10 protein-coding genes are annotated in these 13,401 nt (G+C 42.1%); 1 reads left to right on the top strand and 9 read right to left on the bottom strand.

Annotated elements, in window-relative coordinates:
* Positions 1–6: 6 nt before the first annotated feature.
* The 4 genes from ACWATR_RS02175 to ACWATR_RS02160 form a co-directional block, all read right to left on the bottom strand.
* Positions 7–657: a hypothetical protein gene (locus ACWATR_RS02175; protein WP_460329061.1), complete on the bottom strand. Its 651-nt coding sequence runs from the start codon at positions 655–657 to the stop codon at positions 7–9.
* A 202-nt stretch (positions 658–859) separates the two neighbouring features.
* On the bottom strand, positions 860–1,960 hold the full coding sequence (locus ACWATR_RS02170; RefSeq protein WP_460329058.1) for a D-alanine--D-alanine ligase family protein: 1,101 nt from the start codon (positions 1,958–1,960) through the stop codon (positions 860–862).
* A gap of 180 nt (positions 1,961–2,140) precedes the next feature.
* The gene (gene def, locus ACWATR_RS02165) at positions 2,141–2,668 is read right to left on the bottom strand and encodes a peptide deformylase (protein WP_460329056.1); all 528 of its coding nucleotides are present in this window, start codon (positions 2,666–2,668) and stop codon (positions 2,141–2,143) included.
* 87 nt (positions 2,669–2,755) lie between these two features.
* Positions 2,756–4,003, bottom strand: a complete 1,248-nt coding sequence (locus ACWATR_RS02160; protein ID WP_460329054.1) for an HhoA/HhoB/HtrA family serine endopeptidase — start codon at positions 4,001–4,003, stop codon at positions 2,756–2,758.
* A 164-nt stretch (positions 4,004–4,167) separates the two neighbouring features.
* Here ACWATR_RS02160 and dnaA point away from each other — a divergent pair, with 164 nt between their 5' ends.
* A complete protein-coding gene (gene dnaA / locus ACWATR_RS02155) occupies positions 4,168–5,559 on the top strand; it encodes a chromosomal replication initiator protein DnaA (RefSeq protein ID WP_460329052.1) in 1,392 nt (463 codons plus the stop codon).
* Between the two features lie 549 nt (positions 5,560–6,108).
* Here the strand turns inward: dnaA and ACWATR_RS02150 are convergent.
* The 5 genes from ACWATR_RS02150 to ACWATR_RS02130 all read right to left on the bottom strand — a co-directional run bounded on the left by ACWATR_RS02150 (position 6,109) and on the right by ACWATR_RS02130 (position 13,341).
* The gene (locus ACWATR_RS02150; RefSeq protein ID WP_460329049.1) at positions 6,109–6,777 is read right to left on the bottom strand and encodes a response regulator transcription factor; all 669 of its coding nucleotides are present in this window, start codon (positions 6,775–6,777) and stop codon (positions 6,109–6,111) included.
* On the bottom strand, positions 6,755–8,359 hold the full coding sequence (locus ACWATR_RS02145; RefSeq protein WP_460340150.1) for a sensor histidine kinase: 1,605 nt from the start codon (positions 8,357–8,359) through the stop codon (positions 6,755–6,757). The genes ACWATR_RS02150 and ACWATR_RS02145 overlap by 23 nt, the downstream gene beginning before the upstream one ends.
* 242 nt (positions 8,360–8,601) lie before the next feature.
* Positions 8,602–10,638, bottom strand: coding sequence for a protein kinase domain-containing protein (locus tag ACWATR_RS02140; RefSeq protein ID WP_460329046.1), 2,037 nt, complete (start codon positions 10,636–10,638; stop codon positions 8,602–8,604).
* Between the two features lie 439 nt (positions 10,639–11,077).
* Positions 11,078–12,142, bottom strand: coding sequence for a protein kinase domain-containing protein (locus ACWATR_RS02135; RefSeq protein WP_460329042.1), 1,065 nt, complete (start codon positions 12,140–12,142; stop codon positions 11,078–11,080).
* A gap of 638 nt (positions 12,143–12,780) precedes the next feature.
* Positions 12,781–13,341 (bottom strand): hypothetical protein, encoded by a 561-nt coding sequence (locus tag ACWATR_RS02130; protein WP_181929767.1) that lies wholly within the window; start codon positions 13,339–13,341, stop codon positions 12,781–12,783.
* Positions 13,342–13,401 lie beyond the last annotated feature (60 nt).

Below are 13,401 nucleotides of genomic sequence, written 5' to 3'. Positions count from 1 at the left end.
GTAGTATTAATACTGGCGTAAAATTGCAGACAATGAACTATTTTTACGAAGATCCATTAGGTCTGCTAAAGGTTCTATGCGCGTATCCAGGTGGTGCTTGTGTTCTGCTGGTAGAACCGTTACCAGATGCTTTGTTTTAGGTTGCATCTGCATAAGGGGCATCAGTTGTGGCTGTGGCACAAAAATTGGTTGGTTCTTGGGAAGACGTGGTTCCAATCTTTGGTAATGATTCTGTGCCAAGCGTGCCTGATGGCGGTTAACCTGTTTTTGGACTTTTTGCGGTTGCGTTGTCCGGTTAAGCATTCGGAAAATGAGCAAACAACCACTACCACAACTGAGGACGATCGCAGCTACCATCCATAAAGGTGTAGGATTACTACTCTCAGAGGGCACGTTGATTGGTTCTTCAACTATAACTGGGATTTTTTCTGGTTCTTCTTGTGTTACCTGGCCAGCATTACCTAAGCTATACAGGGCAAAAGCACCACCTCCTAGAAACATGGCTAAACACCCAGTTAACAATAGCCAAGGATGATGTGTGACCAGATATATCAGAACATTCGAGCTTTGTTTTAATCTCGATTTCCTGTTTGTCAGCTCTGGAGTAGCCCTTCTTAGTTGGGTTCGCTCGCGCTGTACACTCTGACTTTTTTCCATGATTACTTTCAGATTTGTACCCCTCTAGTCAATAAATTGTACTGGAGGAGTTAATCATCAGGTATCCGTAACAAAATTTCAGATTTTAGTAGCTTTTTTGTAAAACATAAGCTACCAAATCTGGCTAAATTTTGCCACAATTCTGTATTTATTGTGACTTTTTGCTGTGATTATCTAAAAGTCTGTTAGTCTATTTTCTCCCTTAGCGAGGAGAATGTCTTTCAAGAGCAAGTTGAATTAACCGATCAACTAATTCTGGAAAAGAGACTCCACTCTGGGCCCAGAGTTGGGGATACATACTCGTTGCAGTAAAGCCTGGCAAGGTATTTATTTCGTTAATAAAGACTTCTTGTGTCGCTTCCACATAGAAAAAATCTACCCTTGCCAACCCCGCAGCATCAACAGCTGCAAAAGCTTGCAAAGCCATGTCCTGAATTTGACGGGCGATCGCATCTGGAAGTGGTGCAGGTATCAGTAAATCTGCGCGACCCTCAGTATATTTAGTTTCATAATCATAAAAATCGCTGTCATAAGTAATCTCTCCAATGACAGAGGCTTGGGGTTGATCATTACCCAAAACGGCGCACTCGACTTCTCTGGCTACAACACCAGCTTCTACAACTAGCCGACGGTCATAACTGGCAGCACTATCTAAGGCGGCTTCTAATTCTTGACGCGATCGCACTTTGGCAATACCCACTGATGAACCCAAATTAGCAGGCTTGACAAAAGCAGGATAACCTAACGCTGCCTCAATGTCATCACACAATTTTGGAAACACACAAGGATTAGACCAAACCTGCGCTCTAGTTACGGCCTTGTATTTTACCTGTGCTAGTCCCGCTTGCTCAAAAGCCATTTTCATGGCAATTTTATCCATCCCCACCGCCGAACCTAACACCCCAGAACCAACAAAGGGGACTTGCATCAAGGTGAGTAACCCTTGAATTGTCCCGTCTTCACCGTTGGGGCCGTGGAGAATGGGAAACCAAACATCTACTTCCGCAACTTGAGAGGGAGATTGCCACTTGCTCAGGGTTTGAGCTTGAGGGTTGGATGTCAGATGTCCAACAGATGTTGACTGTTCTGATTCCAGTAGGGGACTGCCAGTTCCTAAAACCTTTTGGGGTGCTTCTCCCGCCAGCCAGCGTCCATCTTTTTGGATGTAAAAAGGCAGTATTTCGTACTTATTAGCATTTTCCTCTGCACTCAAAGCTTTAGCGATCGCCCGTGCTGATTTGATCGAAACTTCATGTTCTCCCGAACGACCGCCAAACAGTAACCCCACGCGCAGCTTAGTCATTTTCGGTTCCTCCACACTCCTAAAGCAGATAGCGTATCACAACCTACAAAAGTTGCCATATTTTTCTATATTATTTTATCAAGGAAGGCAGGAGGCAGAAAGCAGAAAGCAGGAGGCAGGAGTTATAAAAATTCCCCATTCCCCATTCCCCATTCCCCATTCCCCATTCCCCATTCCCATTTATTTAACTACTCGTTGTTGATATTCCTGCTCAGTAATCATATCGAGAGTGTTCTCTAGGCGATCAACAAATACGATGCCGTCGAGATGATCATACTCATGTTGAAAAATCCGAGCGATAAAATCGGTTAATTCTTGCTTTTGTAAGTCGCCTTGAGAATCAGTGTATTCTACTTCAATAGATTTATATCGAGGAACTAACCCCCGAATTCCTGGAACACTTAAACAACCTTCCCAATCTTTGACAACTTCCGTTGAATGAGCAATGATTTTGGGATTAATCATCGCCGTGGGTTCCATTTCCGGGGCATTGGGATACCTGGCATTAGGACGGGAAGCCACAATAAATAAACGATAGGATTGTGCTACTTGAGGTGCAGCAATTCCCACACCGTTAGCTTTGGCAACAGTGGCTATTAAGTCTTCAATTAATTTTTGGATATGCTCATCTTGAATATTCTCAACCCAAGCAGCTTTTTGGCGTAATGTTGGATTGCCTAATTGAATTATTGGCGCTAACTCACTCATGATAAAACTCCATTAAGCAATGGGGAATGGGGAATAGGGAATGGGGCATTGGGCAAATGACAAATGACCAATGACAAATGACAAACATCATCCTTCACGTCTTACTGGCAAAGGAGCAGGTTGAACTCTTACTTGAACAATTTGCCCATTGCGTTCCACTTCTATTGGTAAGGTAGTACCGATTTTGCTATTTTCTACTAGCTTTTGTACTTGGTCAATTTTAGTCACAGGCTGGTTACTAATGCTTTTAATCACATCACCAACTCGTAGTCCAGCCTCAGAAGCAGGCGATCGCGGCACAATCTCAACCAGCAAAACGCCTTCATCTGCTGTAAGATTTAAGCGATCGCCTGCTCTACTTGTTATTTTTTCTTTAATATCTGGTGTCAGTGTCACCATCTGAACACCCAAATAAGGATGATCCACCTTACCTGTAGCAATTAATTGCTGGGAAATTCTTTGCACAGTGTTAATCGGGATAGCAAATCCCAAACCTTGAGCGCCTTGAATAATCGCTGTGTTCATCGCAATTACCTGGCCACGAGCATTTAGCAATGGGCCACCGGAGTTACCAGGGTTAATCGCTGCATCTGTTTGAATGTAATCAACCCGCTTGTCACTAGCACCGATATCGCTACCAGAACGACCTGTAGCACTAATAATCCCAGAAGTGACGGTATTATTCAAGCCCAATGGATTACCGATGGCAACTACTGCTTCTCCTGGTTGCAAGGCATCGGAATTACCCACAGCTAGGGTTGGCAGATTATTAGCATCAATTTTGATCACAGCTACATCCGTTACTGCATCTTCACCCAGTACTTTCCCATCAAAAGTCCGGCCATCTTTGAGTGTGACAGTCACTCTATCAGCACCATCTACCACATGGGCATTAGTCAAAATTTGACCTGAAGAATTAATGATAAATCCAGAGCCGCTACCCCGCTCTACTCTTTGTCTAGGCTGTGGCGCTGCGCCTCCAAAAAATCGCCGGAAAAATGGATCGTTGAATTCGTCTGGTACGCGAGGACGAGAAGTGATTGTTCGGGAAGAATCAATGCGAACTACCGCAGGCCCCACATTTTGCACTACTTTCACCACAAAATTAGGATCTCCAGACGAAGAGAAAATTGGTGGTGGGACAATTACCGGATTAGGTTCTGCTGTATTTTGGGCTTGAGTCTGGTTTTGTCGAGTCTCAAAAGTCTTAGCAGGTAGAAGAGAGCAGCTACCCAGTAACACCACTCCTACCCCATATAAGAGCATCCATAACCTGTGGGGCAAACGCCTGCCATCAATATTTTTGGGTGCTGAGTGATGGTTTGTTGTCTTCATGTGTTGTTGCTTCTCCGTGTCAGTCGGTGAGTGTTAGGATCTTGCCTACTGGGTATGTCCCAAAATGATTACAACTTAAAAGCTTATTCTAGGTCTAGCGTGTCTCAATGCTAAATTGGTGCTTTCTCTTCTATTGTGACAATTAGCAGCAAAGGTGGTGGATAATGGAAATTCCCGAAATTCCCATAGAAAGTCTGTGGAGTCAGGTACTAGAGCGCCTACAGCTTGAACTATCCCGACCAACCTTTGAAACTTGGATAAAAACTGCTAGTGCGGAACGATTAGAAAATAATTGCTTGGTTATCCGCACTCCTAACCCATTTGCTCGTAATTGGTTACAGAAGTATTACATCAATACCATTGCTCATGTAGTACAAGATATTCTCGGTCATCCCGTGGGAATTTATATTACTGTTGCTCAAGGTGATGAAGTTTCTAATTTTAGTGAACGAGAGGTTTCTTGGGAATCACCAAATCCTAGCAGTATTTCTGAAGCTGTTCCTAATCACAATCATAAAACTACTGAATTAAACTCTAAATATGTCTTTTCGCGATTTGTAGTTGGTGCCAACAATCGGATGGCTCACGCTGCTTCTTTGGCGGTTGCAGAATATCCAGGTAAAGAGTTTAATCCTTTATTCTTATGCGGTGGTGTCGGCTTGGGTAAAACTCATCTGATGCAAGCTATTGGTCATTATCGCTGGAAAATTTGTCCTGATTGTAAAATATTTTATGTTTCTACTGAGCAGTTTACTAATGATTTAATTACAGCAATCCGTAAGGATAGTATGCAAAGTTTTCGAGAGCATTACCGAGCCGCTGATGTTTTATTAGTTGATGATATTCAGTTCCTTGAAGGGAAGGAATATACCCAAGAAGAATTCTTTTATACTTTTAATACTTTACATGAAGCTGGCAAACAAGTAGTCATTGCTTCTGACCGTCCTCCTAACCAGATTCCTAGTTTACAAGAACGTCTTTGTTCTCGGTTTTCTATGGGGCTAATCGCCGATATCCAAAAGCCGGATTTAGAAACTAGAATGGCAATTCTACAGAAAAAAGCTGAGGATGAAAATATTCAGCTTCCCCGCGATGTAATTGAGTATATTGCTTCTAACTATACTTCTAATATTAGAGAGTTAGAAGGAGCTTTAATTCGGGCTGTGGCTTATATTTCTATTTGGGGTTTACCGATGACGGTGGAAAATATCACACCAGTTTTAGAACCGCCTAATGAAAAAATGGCAGCTACCCCAGAAGCAATCTTAAAGGTTGTGGCTGATAACTTTGATGTTTCAATAGACGATCTCAAAAGTAACTCGCGGCGAAGAGAGATTAGCTGGGCGCGTCAATTGGGAATGTATCTCATGCGCCAACACACGGCTTTGAGTTTGCCGAGAATTGGGGAGGAGTTTGGTGGTAAAGACCATACAACGGTGATTTACAGTTGCGATAAAATTACTCAACTCCAGGAGAGCGATCGCACTTTAGCACAAACTCTACGCCAACTGAGCGATCGCATCAATATGACTAGCCGTTCCCAAAAACCATCGTGAAGATTTATTTTAAGTTTTCCACAACCAGCACCATGAACATTAGCCTTGATGGTTGAATAATTAGTCAAGAATATTAAGTAACGTATAAAAATTGATTAAATTTAACTTAGATTGTGGAAAAAACTGTGGAAAACTTGATATTTTGCTATTAAAACTTAATTAAGTATAATTACCTTGTGGAAAAGTGCCATAGTTTTTCCACAGGTTTTCCACAGATGTAAAGTAGTTTCTGTTAATAATTTTTTCCTTCTGTCTCCTGTCTCTTAGCTCCTGCCTTTCTTTGTAATTTAATAGTAATGACTCGAAGAATTATAACAAGCCGACTTAGAGGATGTTTTAAAAGTGGTTGGCAGTAATTTTAGGCACTTGTTGATCCCCCCAACCCCTCTTAAAAAGGCGGGCAAAATCTCTAAAAGTCCCCCTTTTTAAGGGGGATTTAGGGGGATCTAAAACGTTTTGCTATCGACCAGAGGACTTTTAAAACATCCTCTTAGGAGATGGGAGACGAAACCAGCGGTTAGTTTTGCCAGCGCATCATCCAGAAAGTTTTCAGGTTCGCAAGCGATAACCCATCCCTCTAACGGTTTCAATGAGGTTACTGCCTAGTTTCTTGCGGAGATAACCGACATATACATCGACAATATTAGAACCTGGATTATAGTCGTAGCCCCAAACGTAATCTAGCAGTTGTTCTCGACTTATAACTTGTCCGGGATGACGGCAAAACATTTCTGCCATTGTAAATTCACGAGCAGGTAATTCTACAAAGCGATCGCCTACTTTTACCTGCCGAGTTCGCAAATCAAGCACCACATTACCCGCTTGGAGGAGAAATTCTTGGGCATCTCTCACAGGTCTAGCACTTCGCAAACGCAACTTTACCCGCGCCAGAAGTTCTTCAAATCGGAAGGGTTTGGTGACATAATCATCTGCGCCTCCTTCTAATCCAGCAACTTTATCGTGAATATCACTCCGAGCCGAGAGGATAATTACAGGTAAATCTTCTCCCTGTCCCCGCAGTTCTTCGAGTACCTGAAATCCATCTTTTCCAGGTAATCCCAAATCCAAAATTAGTAAGTCAAAGCTTCCACTATGTGCTATGTCTAGCACATACAACCCATCGGTAACAGTTGTTGTTGTAAAACCTTGCGATCGCAATCCTTTCTCAATAAATGAGGCAATGCGGGGTTCATCTTCAGCGATGAGAATGTTGGCCATAAGCACTCATTTCTTGCGGGGGATCGAGGGGTAAAACGATGGTAAACATCGAACCTTTTCCTAGTTGACTCCGAAGTAACACTTGTCCACCGTGGGCTTCTGCGATCGCTCGGACAATTGACAGTCCCAATCCCGCACCCTCAGAGCGACGACGACTGTTAGAAGTTCGAGCAAAACGTTCAAAAATCCGTTTTTGATCGACAAGGGGAATGCCTTCGCCTGTATCGCGTACCCAGAAACGCACCTTGCCTTTAGCGATCGCACAACCTATGGAGATAGTATCACTCTTTGCTGTATGCTGAGTTGCATTCTGCGCCAGATTAATCACAGCCTCAGTAATTCTTTGGCGGTCAACTATAATCTGACCCCTTGCGATCGCATCTATTTGCCAGTCCCGCTCTGCCAGTGCTTGGGCTTTGACAAATAACTCTTGGGTTAAGTCTGCTACATTCACCGTCGCCAACTGCAAAAAATCTAAGCGTTCTGCCTTCGCCAACAAAATCATGTCATCCACCAGACGGCTCATCCGGTCTAATTCTCCCATGACCAGCGCCAAGGTTTCCTGTTGCTCTTGGGGGTCATCTCCCATCAGTTCCAGATGTCCGCGAACAATGGTAATGGGAGTCCGCAATTCATGCCCAGCATCGTTGACAAATTCCTGCTGGGTAGTAAAAGCTGCCTCTAGTCTGTCCATCATTTCGTTGAATGTCTTTGCTAATTCTGCCAGTTCTCCCTTACCTCGCGCAGGTAAGCGTTGGGTTAAATCTGACTCACTAATTGCATGGGCAGTGGTGGTAATCATTCGTAGGGGAGCTAGCACCCGTCCCGCCGCCAACCATGCCAGAATGAAGGACACCACAAACACTAAACTGGAAACCTCAATAATTACGGAAACTGCTTCTAGAGCTTCTGCGCGTTCACCAACTGCACTATGGGCAACAACGAAGACTCCCTGAGTTTGTCCATTAATTTTAATCGGTTCCACCATGTAAAGGATCTTACTAAGGGCAGGGTCGGAAAATTCTTTTTCTCCCTGTTCTGGTTGAGTTTGCTTTGCCCACCGTTCCATGAGTGGTGAGTCTTTGGCAAGTGGTTTAGGACGCGCTCTGGGGCTAGATTTATAAAATTCACCATCAACAAATGTGATGAAATAAGAGTCATCCTCTGGTAGTCGATATAACAGATAAGCTCTGAAAAGTCTGATCAAATCTTCTTTGGAAGTTGGAGGAGCGATTTGTTTTTTGCCAGCCAGCAACCATTTCAATTGCTCTGGCCCAATCACTATGTCTTCTGAATCATCCTCAGCGAGTGCATCATCTGGAGCAAAGGTTTCACCTTTAATTAACGCATTAAAAGCCGCCATATCTTCTACCATATCTCGACGAACCCGTTCATCAATGCGCTGATCGAGCTTATAGCGAAAGGCGGGAATGGCAATGAGAAATGTTATCCCCAAAATCAGCAAGTACCAGAATAAAATTCGGGTGCGTGCTTCTCCAAATACTTGCTGCCAACCTAAAAACAGTTTCGGTATTTTAATCCCAAACCTGCGATCGCGTTGATGGCTGGTGATGCTGCTCATTTTTACCCCTCCCCACTTGAGACAGTCTATCGCAATTGGGGATTTGTCATTGGTCATTTGTCATTGGTCATTTGTCATTGGTCATTTGTCATTTGTCATTTGTCATTGGTCATTTGTCATTTGTCATTTGTCATTGGTCATTTGTCATTTGTCATTTATCATTTCTCCCCAATCCCCAATCCCCAATCCCCAGTCCCCAATCCCCAGTCCCCAGTCCCCAATCCCCAATCCCCAGTCCCCAATCACTGAGATAAACGCCAAATCTTAATAGTATTATCCTCACAACCGCTGATAAGGGTTTTGTCATCAGGACTGAAGGTAACGGATGTCACTGTGTTAGTGTGCCCCGCCAATGTGAGAATTTCTTCTCCTGTGGCTGGATTCCAAAGTTTGATGGTGCGATCGCGGCTACCACTAGCAATCATTTTACCATCGGCACTGAAGGCTAGGGTTGTGACAGTGTTTACATGTCCCACCAGTGTGCGAATTTCTTTTCCGGTAGCTAGATTCCAAAGTTTAATGGTGCGATCGCGGCTACCACTGGCTAAAGTTTTACCATCTGGACTTATAGCCACTGTTGTTACTGTTTGAGAATTTCCTTCTAATGTCCGGATTGAGTACCCTTTTGTGAGATTCCAGATTTTGATCGTCTTGTCAAAACTCCCACTAGCAAGAATCACGCTATCAGGGCTGATGGCCACTGATCGCACCCAGAATGTATGCCCTACCAGTGTCCGAATTTGCTCTCCTGTTGCTAAATCCCATATTTTGATAGTGTTATCATCACTACCACTAAGTAGGGTCTGGCTATCAGCACTGATGGCTAGGGCATGAACTGAGTCAGAATGCCCTGTAAGAGTGCGAATTTGTTTTCCTGTGCCCAAATTCCAGATTTTGATCGTGTTGTCATCATTACCACTCACCAGAGTTTTGCCATCTGGGCTAATTACCACGGCATTCACCTGCTGAGAATAGGTGTTGAATGAAGAGATTGGGCTTCCGGTTGCGAGATTCCAAAGTTTAATTTTGCGATCGTCGCCACTACTGGTTATGGTTTTGCCATCGGGGCTGATGGCGACGGATAAAACCGAATTTTCATGTCCTTGAAGGGTATTAGCTAAGGAAGCCTTTCCCAAAGTAATATTTAGTGGCTGACCTAAAAACGCTTCATCTTTAGTAGAACTATTATGCTGACTCAGCCTAGAGACTAAACTGGTTTGGATGCGGCGAAAATGTTTATACCAAGATTCTTGAAATCCGAACAACAGAATGAAAGCACTTACCAAGATGAAAGTTTTCAGTAAGGGATAACTTTTTGGTAAATATGGAGCTTTAGTTGGTGGTATTTTCCCAGATGACTTACCCGCTGGTGGTAGTGCGAGGAGTTGTTTTGGAGTCAAGTCTCTGAGAACTTCATCGACTGACTGGTAACGTTCATGGACATCTTTTTTCAAAAGCTTGTCGATGACAAAATCTAACTCAGGATTTAATGGACTCCGTAAATATTCCCGCCAATTACTCACCCAGGCGTACCCAGATTCCATCCACAACTGAAAGGGGGAATTTCCCGTAAGCAGATGAAAGCAGGTAGCCCCCAAACCGAACAAGTCACTGGCGGGGAAAGCTTTACCATCTCTAATCTGTTCTAAGGGAGAATAACCATGTGAACCAATGGATGTGCCAGATTTATGCTGAACTTTGGCGGTAAATTGCTTTGAGGAGCCAAAATCAATCAGGTTTAATCGCCCATCATTTTTATTGCGGATAATATTTTCTGGCTTGATATCGCGATGAATGATTTTGCGATCGTGGATAAATTTCAGGATGGGCAGTAAATCTAACAAAATAGATTGAATTTCCCTAGAATTATATGCCTTGCGCTGTTGCAACTCCTTTAACAAATTTTCTCCATTGACAAACTGCTGCACTAAATATAAGCAGCCATCTTGTTCAAAGTAAGCTAGCAAAGTCGGAATTTGGGGATGTTCCCCAAGGTCTTGTAGTCGCTGCGCTTCTTCAGCAAACAACTCCATCGCCTTTTTTTGCGACCAAGTTCCTTGAAATTTTGGCGCTAATTGCTTGATAACACAGCGTTCATTGAGTTTATCGACATCTTCTGATAGATAGGTTCTCCCAAATCCCCCCTCATCTGAAAGGACTCGGATGACACGGAAGCGATTTCTTAAAAGTGACACCAATGGGGTGCTACAACTTTGGCAAAACTTCTTTCCATTAGGATTCAGGGGATTTGGGCAATCGGGATTTAAGCAGCAGATCATGATCTGACAGGCGCGACTGCATGACAACTTAGGCTAAGTTTGCCCCGAACTTTCCCTTAAGAATATTGACTCTCGCTTACTTGTGGTAGAAAACCCTGTTCTGGGGATTGGGGAATTACTTATATAGCTAGCGTTTGTAAATAGTAGTCAGTCTTCCTCATCTGTGGAAAACTACGAGAGCCATAAGATTAATTATTCTATCGATTATATATTAATCTGAATAGAAATATTTTTCTGAACTGTTAAACCTAGTAATCTTGCTTGTATATTGGCAAGCGATAACTTACTAAGTATTAAAGATAAACCCTGATTAATTAATCATTACTGATAAGCAAATATAGTTAAAATGCTTACTAAATTTGTTTTCGCTATTTAAAATTGCTCATGATTAATTATTCATTTGATACTTTAGGTAAAAAAAGGCTTCAACTAAACTATGCTACCTTGTTTCCTTAAGCCTTGATCTCCATTTCCGAATGGCACTTGCAGTTCTGGCTACAGGTGGCATGTATACATCATAATTGTCGTGTTGTGTAATTTCGTGCTGTGTAATACTTTTATTATTTAATTTTTGGGTAGTTAGACAGTTAGCCAAAGTAGGCAAATAGCTTTCATAACTTAAAGCTTTCATCACTTCCTCAGCGCTCTTAAAGCGTTCATCTAAGGTAAGTTTCACCATTTTTGCTAAAATCTGGGCGAAACTGTCACTAATATTTAGCTGTTTTTGCCAACATATCTCACCAGTATTTGGGTCATAGTCAAATTCTAAAGGACTTTTAGCAGTCAACATATAAATACAAGTTACACCCAATGCATAAATATCACTGGCATAAACTGGACGTAGAGAAAACTGTTCTGGTGGTGCAAATCCTCTAGTCCCGATAAAGTTGGTGTTTGCAGCTTGATTGATAGAGTTTTCACAAGCATTAACTAATTGCTGTTTCACTGCACCAAAATCAATCAGCACTACCCGCCCGTCATACTCACATCGCAATAAATTCTGAGGCTTAATATCGCGATGAATCACATGATGTTTATGAAGATACTGTAATACAGGTAATAATTCTTGCAAAAACTGTTTGACAGAGGCTTCGCTTTTAGGCCCATTTTGTCGTACTTCTCGTGCCAAAGTCAAACCCGGCACATATTCTTGAATTAAAAAAAACTCCCCATTTGCCTGAAAGTAGTCTAGTAGCATGGGAATTTGCGAATGACTGCCGAGTTGGCCCAAAGTTCTTGCTTCTTTTTCAAAGCGTGTACATGCTCTTTGCCAACTTTGAGGACTAGTCACTTTTGGAGAAAGTTGTTTAATGACACACAGGGGATTCCCTGGTAATACGGCATTTTTGGCTAAAAACGTGATGCCAAAACCACCTCTACCCAAAATTTGCAGTATTTCATAGCGATCGCGAAATAGACGTTTAGAACCACACATCTGACCCAACTGAGTTTGTTGTGAAATGCTCTCTTGAGAATTCGTTATTTTCTGAGAAAAACGATTCATTAGTATAAAATATCTGCTCTGAAATGTCTCTAATTCTACGACAATTATTTGTTGGCAACAGTAAGATTACTGAAACTTTGCCAAATCCTCATTACTCTCCTATTAAAAATTCAAAAAGTAAAAATAAATTTTTGTATAACTAAGTAAGTCGGCAAGGATAAATCAAACTATGTTATTTTATTGAAATACACGTAGGGTGTGAAAGAGTTGCGTAACACACCGTCCAAAGACTTTGGTGCGTTAGGACTTTGTTCTAACGCACTCTACGTATACTTAAATTTTTTCAAACATCAAATCGTATTGCTATAAATAAAAATATTAATATTTGCTTGTAGTGATGGCTTCAGCCATCACTACAAACCTTGAATTCAAGGTATTTGTGACTCTTTTATGTCGCTGTCTTGAAGTCTGCCACTTTACTGCTAGAGTGCAGATTCAATATTTGTGTCCAAAGTTCAATTTTGTACTTAAGTACCAATATGTCTTTTAATACAAAACTGGTATAAGACTCATATTTGATTCCTGAAAAAACCCAGTACAACTAAGAAGCCTTCTTTCCTATTGCCTATTGCCTATTGCCTACCTACGCAAATTAGTTCAGAAATCAAAGCGAATTCCTATATAATTCCTAACTTTTTCTAAGCTGGTGGAATTTCTGGAGAGAAAATATCTGTGAAATTTTCCTCAAGTAGCAAATCTGGTGTTTGGATAATAAATGGGAGTTCGGCTCCCACAAGGCCCCTTTGGATGCGTTCTAAAGTCTCACTAAAAACGACAAACAAAGGATATATAGTATTCGCTCCCTCACTCAAAATATGACTGTGCCGGAGAGGCATCAGCCACTCATAATCATTATCGAGGAAAACTTGGGTTTGTCGCCAACGTCCCAACAAATCAGAAAAGTCTTCGTGAGCACGATGAATAAAAACTAAAATTTCAGCTCCAGTTTTGATTTTCCACTCTGGATCGCACATCAAAATTGCTACATCACAGGGTAAGCAAATCGTTTGTGGGGCTGTTGTAGCAGTGTTGCGAAGCCGAACAATTGGCAAGGGGATAGTGATGACACTTTCATCAGGACGGCGCAGACTGGGAATCATCTCCAAGTATGGCCGATATTGCTTTAGTAAGGCGATCGCAGCTAGATGATTGCTGTACTCTGCCAAACTCGCTTCGTACTGAGATTTTTGCACAGTCATAGTTTATTAAATAGTGAGGAGTTAGGAGTTAAGAATAAAATTAATCAGTTAATAGTTAAG

Source organism: Nostoc sp. UIC 10890, from assembly GCF_054786515.1.
Note: the sequence above shows the minus strand (reverse complement) of the source record. Positions and strands in the feature narration are given on the sequence as shown.

What these genes read in the sequence shown, in the direction of transcription:
- ACWATR_RS02175 (WP_460329061.1), bottom strand. Translation starts at nt 657, where the DNA reads ATGGAAAAAAGTCAGAGTGTACAGCGCGAGCGAACCCAACTAAGAAGG.
- ACWATR_RS02170 (WP_460329058.1), bottom strand. Translation starts at nt 1,960, where the DNA reads ATGACTAAGCTGCGCGTGGGGTTACTGTTTGGCGGTCGTTCGGGAGAA.
- def (WP_460329056.1), bottom strand. Translation starts at nt 2,668, where the DNA reads ATGAGTGAGTTAGCGCCAATAATTCAATTAGGCAATCCAACATTACGC.
- ACWATR_RS02160 (WP_460329054.1), bottom strand. Translation starts at nt 4,003, where the DNA reads ATGAAGACAACAAACCATCACTCAGCACCCAAAAATATTGATGGCAGG.
- dnaA (WP_460329052.1), top strand. Translation starts at nt 4,168, where the DNA reads ATGGAAATTCCCGAAATTCCCATAGAAAGTCTGTGGAGTCAGGTACTA.
- ACWATR_RS02150 (WP_460329049.1), bottom strand. Translation starts at nt 6,777, where the DNA reads ATGGCCAACATTCTCATCGCTGAAGATGAACCCCGCATTGCCTCATTT.
- ACWATR_RS02145 (WP_460340150.1), bottom strand. Translation starts at nt 8,359, where the DNA reads ATGAGCAGCATCACCAGCCATCAACGCGATCGCAGGTTTGGGATTAAA.
- ACWATR_RS02140 (WP_460329046.1), bottom strand. Translation starts at nt 10,638, where the DNA reads ATGATCTGCTGCTTAAATCCCGATTGCCCAAATCCCCTGAATCCTAAT.
- ACWATR_RS02135 (WP_460329042.1), bottom strand. Translation starts at nt 12,142, where the DNA reads ATGAATCGTTTTTCTCAGAAAATAACGAATTCTCAAGAGAGCATTTCA.
- ACWATR_RS02130 (WP_181929767.1), bottom strand. Translation starts at nt 13,341, where the DNA reads ATGACTGTGCAAAAATCTCAGTACGAAGCGAGTTTGGCAGAGTACAGC.